This is a genomic window from uncultured Brachyspira sp. (genome assembly GCF_944388875.1).
Taxonomy (GTDB): Bacteria; Spirochaetota; Brachyspiria; order Brachyspirales; family Brachyspiraceae; genus Brachyspira.
On sequence record NZ_CALXKQ010000008.1, the window covers coordinates 84,302 to 100,769 of the forward strand.

Below are 16,468 nucleotides of genomic sequence, written 5' to 3' on the forward strand. Positions count from 1 at the left end.
TATAATATTGACATTTTTTGTTAGATAAGTAGAATATTTGTAAATATTTATGTAAAGAAAATTTTTAGTTTTTTATGGATTTTATACATTTATGATGAGGGAAATCATAAAATCTAAAATACACAGATTAACAGTAACTAGAACTGATTTGAATTTTAAAGATTCAATTACAATAGATGAATCTTTAATGGATAAATCAGATATAATGGAAGGAGAGCGTGTATCAGTTATTAATTTAAGTAATAATGATAGATTTGAAACCATTGCAATTAAAGGTATACGTGATACGGGTATTATTGGTATTAATGGGCATAATGTTCATCATGCAAAGAAAGATGATACTATAATTATACTTTCTTACGGACATATAGCTGAAGAAAATATAAAAAAACATAAAACTAAAATAGTATTTGTAAATATGAATAATATGATAATTGAATAAATTTGATTTTTTATTATGATGAAGGAGAGATATTATGGAAAAAATCTTAAAAGCTGGAATTGACATAGGTTCAACTACAGCAAAAATGGTTGTATATGATGATAAAGATAATATGATATTTAAAACTTATGTTAGGCATAATGCTGACATAAAAGATACATTATTGTCTATATTAGAAAATCTTCAAGCTATGCATGGAGATTTAAAACTTTCTTTGGCTATGACTGGAACAGCAGGCATGGGGGTATGCGAGAAAACTGGAATTAGCTTTGTACAGGAAGTTATTGCTTCTTCAACGGCTATTAGAAAAATTTATCCTTATGGAAGAACATTGATTGATATAGGCGGTGAAGATGCAAAGATCATAGTTTTTGATGACAATTTCAAAGCTGATATAAGGATGAATGGAAACTGTGCTGGAGGAACAGGAGCTTTTATAGATCAAATGGCTACTCTTCTTAATGTACAGCCTTCCGATCTTTCTGTATTAGCTGAAAAATCAACATCTATTTATCCAATGGCAAGCAGATGCGGTGTATTTGCTAAAACAGATGTTCAAACTCTTATAAGCCGTGATATACCTAAAGCTGATATTGCTAAAAGTATATTCCAAGCAGTTGCTGTTCAAACTGTTAATACTTTGGCAAAAGGTTTTGAAATTAAGCCTAAAATATTATTTACAGGCGGTCCTTTAACATTCCTCCCAGAATTGAGAAAGACATTCTTAACTTTATTAGATGCTACAGAAGATGATATGTATACGGTTGACCATCCTGAATTAACTGCTGCAATAGGAGCGGCTTTCGGAGAGAAAGAGGATAAAACTATAATAACAGTTTCTGAGTTTACTAAATTAGTTCAAAATATTTCGGCTGAAGTAAAAATAACTAATTCTAAAACAAGAGAAGCATTGTTTAATACTCAGGAAGAATATGAATCTTGGAAAGAAGAACATTCTAAAGATAAAGTAAAATCAGCTGATGTATCAACAGTAAATGGTAAAAATACATTCTTAGGTATAGACTCTGGTTCTACTACTACAAAAATTGTTATCATTGATGATGAAGGAAAAGTTGTATTAAGACATTACAGAAATAATAATGGTAATCCTGTAGGTGCTGTTACTGAAGGACTTACAGAGATTAAAAAAGAATTAGATGAAAAAAATATTAAGATAAATATAGCAAGAACTGCTGTTACAGGATACGGCGAAGACTTGATAAAAGCAGCATTTAATATGGACGAGGGTATAGTAGAAACTATGGCTCATTATAGAGGTGCTAAGGCTTTCGATAAAGATGTAAGCTTCATACTTGATATAGGCGGACAGGATATGAAGGCTATCTTCATTAAAGACGGTATTATAGAAAATATCGAAATTAATGAGGCATGTTCTTCAGGATGCGGTTCATTTATAGAAACATTTGCACGCGGAATGGGTTATAAAGTTGCTGATTTTGCTAATATAGCATGTGAATCTGCAAGTCCTTGTGATTTGGGAAGCCGTTGTACAGTATTTATGAATAGTAAAGTTAAACAATCTTTAAGAGAAGGCTCTTCTGTTTCTGATATTTCTGCAGGACTTGCTAAGAGTGTTACATTAAACTGTTTTACTAAAGTATTAAAAATTACAGACACTTCTATCTTGGGAGATCATATAGTAGTTCAAGGCGGTACTTTCAAAAACTCTGCTGTACTTCGCTCTGTAGAAAAATTCTTAAATAGAAAAGTTATACGTCCTGATATATCCGAACTTATGGGAGCTTACGGATGTGCATTGTTAGCTTTAGATACTTTCAATACTAAAAAAGAAGATACAACATTTGTAGGTTTGGATAATTTACAAGAAGCTAATGATTATGAAAGAAAACAGCTTACTTGTAAAGGCTGCGAAAACCTTTGTACTGTTACAAGATTAAAATTCAAAGATTTAAAATCATTCTATACAGGAAATAAATGCGAAAGAATATTCTCAAATAAAGGTACAGGCGAAAAGAAATACGGTATGGATATTACACAGAAAAAACTTTCTCTTCTTTTTGACAGACCTTTAGCACCTGCTTCAGATGAAATAAAAGGTACTATCGGAATACCTAGGGTACTTAATATGTACCAAAACTTCCCATTCTGGGCTACTATACTTGTAGAATGCGGATACAGAGTACAATTATCATCTCCTTCTAGTATGGCTATAGCTGAAAAAGGTTCTGGTACTGTTATGAGTGATAATATATGTTTCCCTGCTAAAATAGCTAACGGACATATATATGATTTGATAGAATCTAAAGTAGACAGAATATTCTATCCTTCAGTAGTACTTGAAAAAACAGAAGATGACGGAAGTTTTAATAGTTATAACTGTCCTGTAGTAACAGGATATCCAGATGTAATAGATAGTTCTATTAGTCCTTTAAGTAAATACGGCATACCTTTTGATGCTCCGACTATTTCTTTCTTAAATGAAGATTTATTATACAAAGGCTGTAAGGCTTATTTTGTAAAAGTACTTGGAATAGATAAAAAAGATTTTGACAGAGCTTTCAAAATGGCTTTAAAAGAACAGGTAAGAATAAAAGATGAGTTAAAAGCTGAGGGCAAAAAAATAATTGAGCATGCTAAAGAAACTCAGACACCTACTATACTTATAGTAAGCAGACCTTATCATATTGACCCATTAATTAACCATAAAATACCTGAAACTATTGCTTCATTTGGTATTAACGTTATTACAGAAGACGGTCTTGATATAGATGAATCTCTTGCTGATGTACAAGTATTAACTCAATGGTCTTATCCTAATAAAATGTTTAAAGCTGCTTTATGGGCTGCTAAACAAAATGATATGAAGCTTGAAGTTGTTCAAATTAATAGTTTTGGATGCGGTCCTGATGCTACTACTTCAGATGAAATAAAATCTATACTTAATGCTTATGGTAAGAGTCCTACTTTGGTAAAAGTTGATGAAATATCAAGTCCAGGAAGTATACGTTTAAGAATACGTTCTATGATAGAAAGTATGAAAATGAAAGGTGATTTCATACCTAAAGAAAAACCAGAAAGAACTATCATTAAAAGATACGAGAAAAATGATAAACGTAAAATACTTGTTCCTAAATTCGCTCAATTCTATGATGCTATGATACAGACTCTTTTAGAAAGAAGCGGATATGAGCCTATAGCTTTGCCTGATCCAGATATTGAATCTGTAGAATTAGGCTTAAGATATGCAAATCAGGATATATGTTACCCTGCTACTATTGTAGTTGGTGATATTATAAGAGCAGTTCAAAGCGGACAGTATGATCCTAATGAAATAGCTGCTGGTATTACTCAAACTGGAGGTCAATGCCGTGCTAGTAACTATGCTTCTCTTATAAAAAGAGGTTTAATCAATGCTGGTTATCCTGATGTTCCAGTAGTAACTGTAGGTCTTACTGTAGCTAATGATCAGCCTGGTTTTGAAGTATCAAAAATGGATTTGATGAAAGAAGGTATTGTAGCTATGCCTTATGCTGATGCTATATCTACAATGTACTATTATATTGCAGCCCGTGAGGTTAGAAAAGGAGAGGCTTTAGCTCTTGCTAATAAATATATAGCATTACACCCTAAAGATTTTGCTCTTAAACCTACTGATAAATTATTAAAACAGGCGGTTGCTGAGTTTAATGCTATTGAAACTAATGATTTGGATATGCCTAAAGCTGGTTTAGTAGGTGAGATTTACGTAAAATATAATAACTTTGCTAATGGAGATGTTTGCGATTGGTTAATGGCTAAAGGGGTTGAAGTAATAGTGCCTCCTGTATTCGACTTCTTTGTACAGAAAGTTATAAGCGAACAGGTAAATAAAGAAACTCATGCTAGACAAGTTTCATTCTTGGGCTATTATGGATCTAAACTTTCAGAAAAAGTTATTGATGTAAGAGTGGATGCTATAAATCAGATAATGTCAAAATTCAAAGGTTTCAGACCTGCTCATCATATACGTCAAATAGCTGAAAATGCTGCTAAAGTTACTGCTATGACTAACCAATTCGGAGAGGCTTGGCTTTTACCTGGTGAAATAGCTACTTTTGCTGAAGAGGGTGTTAATAATGTACTTTGTCTTCAGCCTTTCGGATGTATTGCTAATCACATTATAGCACGCGGTATTGAAACTAGACTTAAAACTAGATATCCTAATTTGAATCTTCTTTATTTGGATATGGATGCTGGTGCTAGTGAAGTTAACACTGTAAACCGTTTAGAGTTCTTCGTACGTTCTGCTAAAGACAGTATGAATACTATAATGGTTCCTGAAGAAAAAGATATTATGGAGTCAGTTGCTTCATATAATAAATAAAATATAATCAAATAAAAACTAAAGGCTTATAAATAGAAAATATTTATAAGCCTTTTTTAATTTTCTGATTCTGATATAGTCTTAAGGTATATTTTTGATATCTGCCAATTATTATTATTCATAAATTTTAATGTTGATTTTAATTTAGCTGTAAACTCGGCTATTTTAATTTTATCGCATATTTTAAATCCATCACCTTTGAAGTATAATCCTGTAATCCATTTTTGTTCTTTTTTGGTATAAACTGCATAAAATGAATCTTCTCCAAACGGCGGTCTTATTCTTATTCTAAATATTGAGTTTTCTGGAGGTATTATATAGTTTTTCTTTCCTTCTGTTTTATTTTGATATTCATTATTTATGAAGTTATTAAAATCATTAGGATGCATCAATATAACACTTCCGTCATTTTGAAAGGCAAATATATATACATATCCGTCCATATTGCATCTGAAATTTAAAGTAAATGATTCTCCTTCTATTATTTCTCCGCTGTCATATATGGCATTAGTTTTATTTTCTAATGTTGTTCTTTCTATTCTTAAATTTAAATTAATGCCGTTTATTTGATGTTCTATATTTTTTAATAAAATATTTGAGAAATAAAATTCCAAATATAAGCATATTTCCTGCATAGCAAGCAAAGCTTCCGAAGATGTCTTTTTATCATATTCTTTTAATGTTTCTTCTGTTTCTATATCAATGACTTTAAAACTATATTTTATATCATAAAGCTCTTCATCTTTTTTCTCTTCTCCTGCTTTATCCATATTTTCTGTTTTCTTCCCTATTCCGTATTCTATTAAATCTCCCAAATCTTTTGTTTCATTTGTAAGTACAATATCATTGCTTAATATAGCATTAGTAATATTGTAATTACTCATTATATTGTTTATTTCATTTGATTCTATTGTTAAATTTTCTATTTTATTTTGATTGTTATTAGTATTTTTTAGTATTTTTTCGCTTTTCATTACTATAGCTATTTTTACATTCAAATTAGAAGCAACAGTTAAAGCCTGTTCTAAATTTAATTCATTAGTTCCGAATAGTTTTTTCTTTTGTCTGTCTACTGATATTGAAGTTTTTTGTTTTAAATATACGAATCTGTTTACAGCTCTCACCATTTCCTTTCTTAAAGGTTCATTTGCCCTTAGGCTATGATCTACATCTATAGTTGCTATAGACATTCTTTCTCTTGAATAGAGATTAACTGATAAAAACATTATAATAATGAATATATATAGAGAGAAAGTTTTTATTTTCAAAGTTACTCCTAATATTCAAGGGCTGGTTTTATGCTGTTTTCTTTTTCATGTATTTTTTCAAGCATATCCATAATTCTCGATAAATCATCCGCATTGTAATACTCTATTACTATTTTTCCTTCTTTTCCATTTTTATCTATAACATTAACCTTTGTAGAGAATATTTTTTCTAAATCATTTTCTAACTTTTTTATATTAGGGTCTTTTTTATTTTCTTTTTTTACTTCGCTGATATTTTCTTCTTTTTTACTGCTTTCATTTCCTTTTTTTTCTTTAACTATCCTTTCGCATTCTCTTACAGAATATCCATTTTCTGCTATTTCTTTTGCAAATGCTTCTCTCTCATTTTCATCAGTTAATGATAATATAGCCCTTGCATGTCCTTCTGTAATTTTTGATTCCAATATTAAATTCTGTATATTTTCACTTAACTCTAATATACGCATTGAATTTGATATTGTGCTTCTGCTTTTTCCTACTCGGTTTGCTAATTCTTCCTGCTTAATATTTAAATCATATATTAATTTTTTATAGCTTCTCGCTATTTCTATTGGGTTTAAATCGGCTCTTTGTATATTTTCTACTAAAGTAAGTTCAAGCATTTTTGAATCTGCAATATTTTGCAAAACTAATGCAGGTACTTTATCTCTGTTTAAAAATTTAAAAGCTCTGAATCTTCTCTCTCCAGATATTATCTGATATTTTCCGTCTTTCTCTCTTAAAGTAATTGGATTGATAAGACCATTTTCTTTAATAGATTCTGCAAGCCCTTGTATTTCTTCTTCATTAAAAATTTTTCTAGGCTGATCTGGGTTTACATCTATAAGTGAAACATCTATTTCTAATACTCCGTTTTTTTCTGCTTCTTCAACAGCTCTTTTTATTTCTTTATCTCCAGATTTGATTAAGGCATTCATACCTTGCCCGCCAAGACCGCCTTTTCTGCTCATAAAAATCCTCTTATATATTAAAATTCATTATTCAATAGCCAATTATATTATTTATTCATAACTTTTTCAAATTTAAAAAACTCTTCATACCTTCAAGTTTATTATATTTATTATAAAAAGCAACGATATGGAAACCGCATTTATTCACATAAAAATTTATATTACGCTTTTCAAAATAAGGTGTATAACATGTCCAAAGTTCAGTTTGAGGATATTTATTTTCTATTGATTTCCAAGATAAATATCCCATTTTTTTATTTTGATATTCAGGATAAATAAAAAAGAAATGAAGTTCATTATGTTTTGTTTTATCATTTATTTCTACTATTGCTCCGCCTATTTTTTCATTATTTAGAACTAAATGATATGAATATATTTCTTCTGTATTTAAAGATTCTTCAATATCTTTTTCTTCTGGTACTTTATCCGTAATATCATCTTTAAAATAATGTTTTGCAGCAAATACAAATGATTCTATTAATTTATTTTTAAAAATAGAAATATCATCTTTTTTAACATTTTCTAAAATTATATTATTCATATAATAATCTCCAAGTATTAAAATATTACAAGTTATTTAGATTTTTCAAGAAACTCTTTAGCAAATTCCCTATAGCTTCTTGCTCCTATGCAGTCTTTATCATAATCACTTATAGCTTTGCCGTATGAAGGAGCTTCGCTTAAACGTACATTTCTAGGTATCATAGTTTTATATGTTTTTTCTTTAAAGAAATTTACAACCTCACGCACAACATCAGCACTTAATTTCGTTCTGGCATCATACATTGTAAGAAGCACGCCCTCTATTTTTAATTCTTTATTAAGATTTTCTTTCACAAGAGATATTGTATTATTAAGTTCAGCTACACCATCTAAAGCATAAAACTCGCATTGTATAGGTATAAGTACAGAATCAGCAGCAGTTAATGCATTAAGAGTTAATATACCCAAAGTAGGCGGACAGTCAATAATAATATATTCATAATCATCTTTTACAGCCTCTATAGCCTTTTTTAATTTGTATTCTCTGGCTATTTCATTAACCAATTCTATCTGAGCACCTACCAAATCGGAATCAGCAGGTATTAGAAATAAGTTTTCCTGATATGTAGGCATTATTACTTCTTTAGTTTCAGCTTCACCTATTAACAGATCGTATACGCTTTTTTCCATTTTATCTCTTGTAACTCCGACACCTAAACAAGCATTAGCCTGAGGGTCTACGTCTATCAAAAGAGTTTTATGTCCCATTGATGCAATTACGGCACTTAAATTAACGGCTGTGGTTGTTTTTCCAACTCCGCCTTTCTGATTGACTATAGCTATAACTTTAGACATCTCTATTTCCTTAAAACTAAAAATCTCATGAAATTAGATTATTATATCAAAATCGGGTATTTTATCAAGTTTTTATTATCTAAATTCTATATCAAAATATTGACAAATGTATATTATTATATATACTAATTTAATGATATATTAATTTAATATTTTTTAAATTATGTTATTAAATATTGCTAAATATATAAATTAAATAGGAGTTTTTTATGAGTGAATATAATGGATACAATGATAATTCTAATAAGCCTGCTCAATCTGGAATAGTTCCTTGGATACCATTGATATTGGCGATTATATATACAGTTTCTCCTGTAGATTTAGTGCCTGATGTATTGCCTGTTATAGGCTGGTTTGAGGATGCATTATTTCTTTTAGTAGGAGGGCTTAACGGCATACAGAATGGTGTTGTAGAAGCTAATAGTTCCATAAGAAAAATAATTAAGTTCATAAAATGGGGGCTTTTAATAGTAGGGGTAATAGGTATTTTAATAGTTGTTCTTTTGGCTGTTTTGGTATTCAAAGTAGCTGCGAACTAAAAAATAATATTATAATATTAACACATACTAATTATTATTGGTATGTGTTTTTTTATTATTATATGTATAAAATATTTGACAAACAAGTATTATCATATATACTAATATAATGAAACATTAATTTAAGGTTTATTTTATGTTAAAAATCAAATCAAATCAAATCAAATAAGAATTTTAATAAACTTTATTAATCATTCTTTCAATTTAAAGTTAAAGTTTCAATATTTAATTAAAAACATATTAATGCCTTTCTTTTGGCATTTCAAGACAATTATAATTAAGGAGTATAATTATGAATTTAACACAGCAAGAACAAAACTATTATGAGCTTATAATTGACATGTTAGATGACGGTGTTATAGACGATAGCGAGAGGAATCTATTAGATAAGAAAAAGGGTAGATACGGATTATCCGATTCAAGAGCAAAAGAGATAGAAGATTTTGCACTTCAAGAAATACAAAATAAAAATAAACCTAAGTTTAACACAGAAGGCGAAGAAGAATATTATGAGCTTTTGGAAGATATGCTTGAAGATGGTGCTATAGATGAAAGCGGAAGAAGTTTATTGAATAAAAGAAAATCTAAATACGGTATATCAGATGAAAGAGCTAAAGAATTTGAGGATTATATAAAAAGTGTAAAGGGTATTAATAATGATAGTAGTAGCAATAATTTAGAATTAGAGTTAAAAGAAATTAATTCATTAATGGAAAATTCTGAATATGATAAAGTAATACAGAAATGTAAAGAGTTATTAAAAATTAATGTTGATAACCCTGAATTATTATTAAATCTTGCTTATGCTTATTATAATAATGATATAGATGATGAGGCATTGAGAATAGGATTAAAAGGACATAATTTATTTAAATCAGATTATAGATTTTATGGTTTTTTAGTTGATTTTTACAGGTATAAAGGTGAAAAAGATAAAGCTATTGATATATGCCAAAAATGTATTAAAGAATTTAATGGCAGTGCTGCCTCTATTCGTTTACTTGGATTTTATTATTATGATTGTTCAGAATATACAGAAGCAATTAAAGTTTTTAAAGATGTGATAAAAATCGATGATCAATATGCTATGGATTGGTATTATCTTGGAAATTCATATAGCTATTCAGATGAGGAAGGAAATGAAAAATATTATAAAGCCATAGAGGCATTTAAAAAGGCTTTAGATTTAGATAAAGATAGTTTAGATATATTATCAAGTATAGCCCATAATTACGGAATGGCTGATGAATATAATAAAAAAATTCAAACATTAAATAAAATGTTAGAAATAGATCCAAATAATTCAGGCGTTTTATGTGATATTGCAAATACTTATTATTATATGGAAAATTATGATAAAGCATTAGAATATGCTTATAGAGGAATAGATATTGATGATAATAATACTAATTTATACATCTCTTTATCTGATATTCTTTGGAAATTAGAAAGATATGATGAAGCTATAGATGAATTATATAAAGTTTTAAAAATATATAGGGAAACTGATTATTATGGTATTTATACTTTATATACTTTATCTGATCGTTTAGCTGATCAATATAGATATGATGAGGCGTTGGAAATTTATGAACTAGCTTTAGAAAAAGAAGATAGTGAATATATTACAGCATATAGAATGGAAAGATTAGGAGAGCTATATTGTTTTAATGATAGATATTATGATGCTATAGAAGTATTTAATAAATCTATGGAGATGAATGAAGATGATTTTTATGATTATGGTTTTTTAGCATCATCTTATTTAAATGTAGAAGATTATGATAATGCAATATATTTTTATGAGAAAGCTATTGACAGGTATTACGATAATCCTTATTTGTGGAATGATTATGGTGTTGCTCTTGGAAGAGTTGGAAGAAAAGAAGATGAAAAAGAAGCATATAGAAAAGCATTGGAGTTAGACCCAGATTATGAATTAGCTAGGAATAATCTTCAAAATTGTAATTCAGGAAGTGATATAGTTTCTGGTATAGTTAAGGGTATAGGTAAGTTTTTTAAATAATTCTTTTTAAGTTAAAAAATAAAAAGGCAGGGGTTTTAATAATAATCTTCTGCCTTTAATAGTTTTTATATTATGTATACTGCTATTTTATGTTCTTATATAGTTAGTATTATTATGCAATAGTTTAACTTTAGTCATTAGGACTTTTAACAAAAAAAAGAATAAAAAAATTACAAACTTAATATATATAAATCATTACTTTCATCAAGTTTTATATATAAAATATTTACATTATATATATTTGCTTTTATGTTAAATAATATAATTATTTTAGATTATATATTTTTTTTACTGTATTGACAAAATTTTTATAACATATATTATAGGGGTATATTGTATTATAACAATATATAGGAGGTTTATATGAATAATAAAAGGATTCTAAAATTTATATTGTTAATGGGGATTCTTTCATTAACATCTTTATTCTTGTCTGGATGCTCATCATTATTTAACTCAGCTTCAAAATTCAGACCCTATGATTTAAGAGTTACTTGGAGAAATATGGATAATTACAGAGAAAGATTTACTATTTCTTCTTATGGAGTATTAACTTTTTATAATGCTGATGGTACATCTAGCAGTCATTATATTGAGAATTGGGATAGGGAGAAATATAATGAAAAAAGTTATTATGAGTTAGTTATACCTAATCTTCCAATTTTAGGAAACATTACGTTTTATTTTATGAGCGACAGTGAATGTGAAATAAGCTATGGAAGCATATCAGGTATAACTTATCATTATGAAAAAGTAAACTAAATATAATATTTAAAAATAAGCTGATAATTTTTAAGTTATCGGCTTATTTTTTTATATTTAATTTCTTATGTATTATTTTATTCTCTTATGCTTAAAACTAATTCTATGGCTTACATAATCTTTTATTATTGCTAATAAAAATTGTTAGTTAAATATCTCCTGCCATTCTAACGAATAGCATGTACTAACAATTTTTATATTTTATTTTATTCTCTTATGCTTGAAGCTAGATTTATGAGTAACGTAATCATTAACTATCTGATAGTTCCCGAAAATTTTGTATTTGTATATTGTTAAGCCTTCCAAACCTACAGGACCTCTTGCATGAGTTTTGTTTGTAGATATTCCTACTTCCGCACCGAAACCGTATCTGAATCCGTCAGAAAATCTTGTTGAAGCATTACAGTATACATTAGCAGAATCAACGAATGTCATAAATTTTTCTATATTATTTTTATCTTCGGATATGATTGAGTCTGTATGATGAGAGCCGTATTTGTTTATATGATTGTATGCTTCTTCTGTGTCTGATACTATTTTTAATGAAACTTCCTTATCTCCGTATTCAAAATGCCACTCTTTTACTTCGCCTATATCTAGTATTTTTTTTACCTTTTCACAGCCGTTCATTTTTATATCATTTTCTTTGAACAGCTTATAAAGTTTTGGCAAATATTCTGAAGCTATATTTTTGTTTACAAGTATAGTTTCAACAGCATTGCATGCACTTGGATACTGAGCCTTTGAGTCCAAACATATTTTTAAAGCTTTTTCTTGATTTGCAGATTCATCTATATATAAATGACATATACCGTCAGCATGACCTAATACAGGTATATTGGTATTTGACTTTATATACTGTACTAAACTGTTGCCTCCTCTTGGTATTATAAGATCAATATATTTGTCCATTGACAATAATTCTTTTATATCCTCTCTTGTAAATACTAAATTAACAGAGTGCTTTGGAAATTCCTTTATACTATTTAGAGTTTCTTCTATTATGTTAAATATTGCTTTATTTGTATTTTCGCCTTCGCTTCCTCCTTTAAGTATAACAGCATTAGAAGATTTTATGCATAAAGAAGATATTTGAGATATAACATCAGGACGAGCTTCAAATATTACAGCAATTAAACCAATAGGGCAGGATATTTTTTTTAATAATAAATTGTCGTCAAGCTCAGTTTCTAATAATACTTTATTAATAGGGTCTTCAAGTTTCACAACATCTCTTATACCAGATACAACATCTATTAATTTATTTTCATCTAGTTTTAATCTGTTAAACATTGATTTAGAAATTTTATTTTCATCAAGAAGTTTTTGAGCATATTCTAAATCCTTTTTATTAGCTTCAAATATTTTATCTTTATTTTCTTCTATTTTGTTTGCTATTTCAAGCAAGGCTTTATTTTTTATATCAGTATCAAGCGATTGTAATATATATGTAGCTTCTTTTGCATTTTTTACTAAATCTATTAATTCCATAATATACTCCGTAAATTTTTTATTTTATTGTTTAATGCTTTATTGTTTAAGCATCAAAGATACCCAATCATTTTTTGATTTTCTTAAAATAATATTGAGTTTATTTTCTCTTATAGCATTTTTCATAAATGATTCTTTTTCTAATAAAATACCTGATAATATTAAAGCAGAATCTTGTTTTAATAATGCCTTTAAGTCTGTAAGTATTTCTATTAATATATCAGTTTCTATATTGGCAATAACCAAATCAAATTTAAAATTCATATTAATTAAATCTTTAGCACTTCCAAGCATAACATTATCTATTTTTATATCATTATATGAAGCATTATCAAGAGTACAATTAACAGCGTCATTGTCTATATCTATTGAAGCAATATTTCTAGCACCAAGCTTGTATGCAAATAATGATAATATACCGCTTCCGCATCCTATATCTGCAATACTCTTTGAAGCCATATCATTATTATCAGAATATTCACTAATCATCTCAAGAGCAAGAGAAGTAGTTTCATGAGTACCAGTTCCAAATGCATACTGTTTTGCTATATATAAAATACTATCATCTGATTTTTCATTATCATTTTTTAGGTTAGGCACTATTGTTACGCTGCCTATATCAAATGGTTTTAAGAATTCCATATATGATGTTAAATACTCTTCTGATTCTAATTCTTTAATATCATAAGTATATTTTGCAATATCATTAATGTTTTTTTCTATAATTGATAAGTTACTTTTTAATATATTATTATTTTCATTATATATATTTACTATTGCGATTTTATCATCATTTATTGGAAACTCAATATTAAATCCAAGTATATTTAAATCCCCGTTTTCTATTACAGCCTCTATTATATCCTCAAATCCTCTCTCTAATGTTATAGATAATGAATGTATCAGCATAATCACTCCAGTTTTTTATTAAAGTATATTCATAATATTGTTTATATCATTAATTTTTTCTTCTATATCATTCTTATATTTAACAACAAAAGAATTATCTTTTACAGTTCCTCTTATAGCCTCAAAATCTCTTTCCATAATGCTCTTATCATCAACTCCGCAGCTTACCATTTTTGACAGATCATATTCTTTTTTTACATCTCTATAAAATATTTTATATGCCTCTTTTAAAAGCAAAACATGTTCCTTTAGTAATTTTATAATTGTATCTTTGTCTATATTATCAACTGCATATCTAGTTTTTAGAGTATTGATAACCCAAGCCTTTTCATCTAATGAATAATCATTATATAAACGTTCAAAAGATTTAATTAATAATTCAAGACTATTTATTTTATTAAATTCTATATCTTTTATAATTCCGTCTATTCTTGATTTGGCACATATAAGCCCTCCGACATCAGCCCATTTTTCAAATACTCTCTCTTCATTATATTCTAATCTTTTTATTATTTCATCCATACTTTTTGATGATTTTATATATGAAAGTACTTTATCATGCAAATATAAATCTATTGCTATTGAATATCTTTGAGAATATTTATCTAAAGATGATTTTTTTATTATCATGTTTTTGTATAATATATAATCTCCGTATTTATCAATATTCTCTATCTCTTTTCTTATTTCTTTTAATATATTTTCAGAATTAATCATTTTAGAAACAGTATAGGGACTAAATACATCAAATATAATCAAATCTTTTTTATCACCAACCCTTCTATCTCTGTCTTTCCATTTATTTTCATCGCGGCAAAGTCCTACGCCGAATAAATTTAAAGCAGGTATAAGTCTTGTTTGATGATATCCATGTTCAGTTATATATGAGAAAGGAAAATCAGAGGTATCAACATTATCATAATGAGCACCTATAACTGTAGAAAAAGCTCCTATATGAGAAGGCCATAATATATATGAATTACTTCCTGTTTTGCATCCTCTTTCCATAAATCCATGATGATAAGGTCCTAGTTTGTACATATGATTGCTTTGATTTGTTCCGCTTCCTGCATTAAAGAAAGAAAAATGACTTGCTATTAAAAGTGTTGCCTTATGATGTGTAACTGTATAAGGACCTGCAAATATAGAAAACATTTCTCCATGCTCTCCCTCGCAGTTTGCAAATAGAAGAGAATCCTCGCATGAAAATTGTCTTCCTAGTTTAACACCTTCACCTATAAATGCCTTTTTTATCACCGTGCTGTCAACTATATGTGCACCTTTTAATACTATTGCGTCTTTTAATATTACAGATGTTCCTATATATGAAGGACATTCTTTTGTACTTATTATTGTTGTATTATTAATTTCGTCCGTATTTTCTATTGTTGTATAAGGGTCTATATGAGAGTTTACTATAAGCCTTGCATTTATTATTTTTGCATGTTCTTTTATTTTACCGAATCTTCTAGTCTTTTTTGCCGTATAATCATCTATCATAGCATTTATTCTTGCTCGCATTAAAAATCTATGTCTGTACATTGCTACCATATATGCTATATGAGAATTAAGTCTATTGAATATTTTTACGCTTCTTCCATCTCCTTCCATTATAGGAGAAGTTTCTACTCCGTTTCCAAAGCTGCTTTCTCCTTCCATATATATAGAGCCTGCATTTTCTATTATTGCTCCGTTTTCTATTTTGTAATTAGCAATAAATCTTCCTACATTATTAATGTAAACATTTCCGTTAATTGCTACATCTATTAATGTGGCTCTGTTTATAGATGCGGGTACTTTTACTTTATTATGATATTTTACCATTCCATTAAGTGCATTTATTTTAACCCTGCCGTGAAACTGAACATCTTTTATCCTGTTTAAATCTACATTTCTTATGAATATTTTATCCCAAGATTGAGAAGAACATCCCTGAGATTTTAGGAATTCAATTTCTTCATTTGTTAAACTTCTAAATTCTTTATCATCATTACTAAAACTATACATAACTAAAAAACTTTCCTTTTATTTATTATTTATTTATCATTATAAAATTATGATATTTTAATCAAAATTTTAAATTCGTAAAAAAAATGAAAAATATTACAGATTATATACTGAAATGGAATAATTATCTATAAAAAAATTATTTATGTATGCATTGTATTAATACATATAGCATTTTTTACTGTAGAACTAAAAAGCTGATTTTTGGTATTCCTTTTTTATCATTAATATGTTTTATTTATCTTAAATAACTTGTGTTTTTTATTATATATATTATAATAATTTTTAGTAATAATTGGGTATTAAGAAAATGTTAAATAATTTACAAGACAAGACAAGACAAGACAAGACAAGACAAGACAAGACAAGACAAGACAAGACAAGACAAGAC

At 27.9% G+C, this 16,468-nt stretch carries 12 protein-coding genes; 5 read left to right on the top strand and 7 right to left on the bottom strand.

Annotation, left to right across the window (positions count from 1 at the left end):
* Positions 1-91: 91 nt before the first annotated feature.
* Together Q0J69_RS07095 and Q0J69_RS07100 are read left to right on the top strand one after the other, a co-directional pair.
* Positions 92-442 (top strand): aspartate 1-decarboxylase, encoded by a 351-nt coding sequence (locus tag Q0J69_RS07095; RefSeq protein ID WP_297205474.1) that lies wholly within the window; start codon positions 92-94, stop codon positions 440-442.
* Between the two features lie 34 nt (positions 443-476).
* A complete protein-coding gene (locus Q0J69_RS07100; RefSeq protein WP_297205476.1) occupies positions 477-4,787 on the top strand; it encodes an acyl-CoA dehydratase activase-related protein in 4,311 nt (1,436 codons plus the stop codon).
* Between the two features lie 56 nt (positions 4,788-4,843).
* On the opposite strand, the gene Q0J69_RS07105 is transcribed toward Q0J69_RS07100, so the two are convergent.
* Genes Q0J69_RS07105 through Q0J69_RS07120 form a run of 4 tightly spaced genes read right to left on the bottom strand, consistent with a single transcriptional unit; the run spans position 4,844 to position 8,343 of the window.
* Positions 4,844-6,049, bottom strand: coding sequence for a DUF4384 domain-containing protein (locus Q0J69_RS07105; protein ID WP_297205512.1), 1,206 nt, complete (start codon positions 6,047-6,049; stop codon positions 4,844-4,846).
* A gap of 14 nt (positions 6,050-6,063) precedes the next feature.
* Complete coding sequence (locus tag Q0J69_RS07110; RefSeq protein WP_297205478.1) at positions 6,064-7,005, bottom strand: ParB/RepB/Spo0J family partition protein; 942 nt, start codon at positions 7,003-7,005, stop codon at positions 6,064-6,066.
* Positions 7,006-7,060: 55 nt separating this feature from the next.
* On the bottom strand, positions 7,061-7,546 hold the full coding sequence (locus tag Q0J69_RS07115) for a GNAT family N-acetyltransferase (protein WP_297205481.1): 486 nt from the start codon (positions 7,544-7,546) through the stop codon (positions 7,061-7,063).
* A 32-nt stretch (positions 7,547-7,578) separates the two neighbouring features.
* Positions 7,579-8,343: an AAA family ATPase gene (locus Q0J69_RS07120; protein WP_297205484.1), complete on the bottom strand. Its 765-nt coding sequence runs from the start codon at positions 8,341-8,343 to the stop codon at positions 7,579-7,581.
* A 209-nt stretch (positions 8,344-8,552) separates the two neighbouring features.
* Here Q0J69_RS07120 and Q0J69_RS07125 point away from each other — a divergent pair, with 209 nt between their 5' ends.
* The 3 genes from Q0J69_RS07125 to Q0J69_RS07135 all read left to right on the top strand — a co-directional run bounded on the left by Q0J69_RS07125 (position 8,553) and on the right by Q0J69_RS07135 (position 11,670).
* Complete coding sequence (locus tag Q0J69_RS07125; protein WP_297205486.1) at positions 8,553-8,882, top strand: DUF1232 domain-containing protein; 330 nt, start codon at positions 8,553-8,555, stop codon at positions 8,880-8,882.
* 292 nt (positions 8,883-9,174) lie between these two features.
* Positions 9,175-10,908: a tetratricopeptide repeat protein gene (locus Q0J69_RS07130; protein ID WP_297205489.1), complete on the top strand. Its 1,734-nt coding sequence runs from the start codon at positions 9,175-9,177 to the stop codon at positions 10,906-10,908.
* Positions 10,909-11,271: 363 nt separating this feature from the next.
* Positions 11,272-11,670, top strand: coding sequence for a hypothetical protein (locus tag Q0J69_RS07135; protein WP_297205492.1), 399 nt, complete (start codon positions 11,272-11,274; stop codon positions 11,668-11,670).
* Between the two features lie 201 nt (positions 11,671-11,871).
* On the opposite strand, the gene Q0J69_RS07140 is transcribed toward Q0J69_RS07135, so the two are convergent.
* From Q0J69_RS07140 to Q0J69_RS07150, 3 genes are read right to left on the bottom strand one after another with little or no spacing between them, the layout of a single operon-like run.
* Complete coding sequence (locus Q0J69_RS07140) at positions 11,872-13,161, bottom strand: glutamate-5-semialdehyde dehydrogenase (protein ID WP_297205495.1); 1,290 nt, start codon at positions 13,159-13,161, stop codon at positions 11,872-11,874.
* A gap of 39 nt (positions 13,162-13,200) precedes the next feature.
* Positions 13,201-14,070 carry a 50S ribosomal protein L11 methyltransferase gene (locus Q0J69_RS07145; RefSeq protein ID WP_297205497.1) on the bottom strand — a complete coding sequence of 290 codons (870 nt, stop codon included), beginning with the start codon at positions 14,068-14,070 and terminating at the stop codon, positions 13,201-13,203.
* Positions 14,071-14,088: 18 nt separating this feature from the next.
* Positions 14,089-16,077, bottom strand: a complete 1,989-nt coding sequence (locus Q0J69_RS07150) for a DUF4954 family protein (RefSeq protein WP_297205500.1) — start codon at positions 16,075-16,077, stop codon at positions 14,089-14,091.
* Positions 16,078-16,468 lie beyond the last annotated feature (391 nt).

What these genes read in the sequence shown, in the direction of transcription:
- Q0J69_RS07095 (WP_297205474.1), top strand. Translation starts at nt 92, where the DNA reads ATGATGAGGGAAATCATAAAATCTAAAATACACAGATTAACAGTAACT.
- Q0J69_RS07100 (WP_297205476.1), top strand. Translation starts at nt 477, where the DNA reads ATGGAAAAAATCTTAAAAGCTGGAATTGACATAGGTTCAACTACAGCA.
- Q0J69_RS07110 (WP_297205478.1), bottom strand. Translation starts at nt 7,005, where the DNA reads ATGAGCAGAAAAGGCGGTCTTGGCGGGCAAGGTATGAATGCCTTAATC.
- Q0J69_RS07115 (WP_297205481.1), bottom strand. Translation starts at nt 7,546, where the DNA reads ATGAATAATATAATTTTAGAAAATGTTAAAAAAGATGATATTTCTATT.
- Q0J69_RS07120 (WP_297205484.1), bottom strand. Translation starts at nt 8,343, where the DNA reads ATGTCTAAAGTTATAGCTATAGTCAATCAGAAAGGCGGAGTTGGAAAA.
- Q0J69_RS07125 (WP_297205486.1), top strand. Translation starts at nt 8,553, where the DNA reads ATGAGTGAATATAATGGATACAATGATAATTCTAATAAGCCTGCTCAA.
- Q0J69_RS07130 (WP_297205489.1), top strand. Translation starts at nt 9,175, where the DNA reads ATGAATTTAACACAGCAAGAACAAAACTATTATGAGCTTATAATTGAC.
- Q0J69_RS07135 (WP_297205492.1), top strand. Translation starts at nt 11,272, where the DNA reads ATGAATAATAAAAGGATTCTAAAATTTATATTGTTAATGGGGATTCTT.
- Q0J69_RS07140 (WP_297205495.1), bottom strand. Translation starts at nt 13,161, where the DNA reads ATGGAATTAATAGATTTAGTAAAAAATGCAAAAGAAGCTACATATATA.
- Q0J69_RS07145 (WP_297205497.1), bottom strand. Translation starts at nt 14,070, where the DNA reads ATGCTGATACATTCATTATCTATAACATTAGAGAGAGGATTTGAGGAT.
- Q0J69_RS07150 (WP_297205500.1), bottom strand. Translation starts at nt 16,077, where the DNA reads ATGTATAGTTTTAGTAATGATGATAAAGAATTTAGAAGTTTAACAAAT.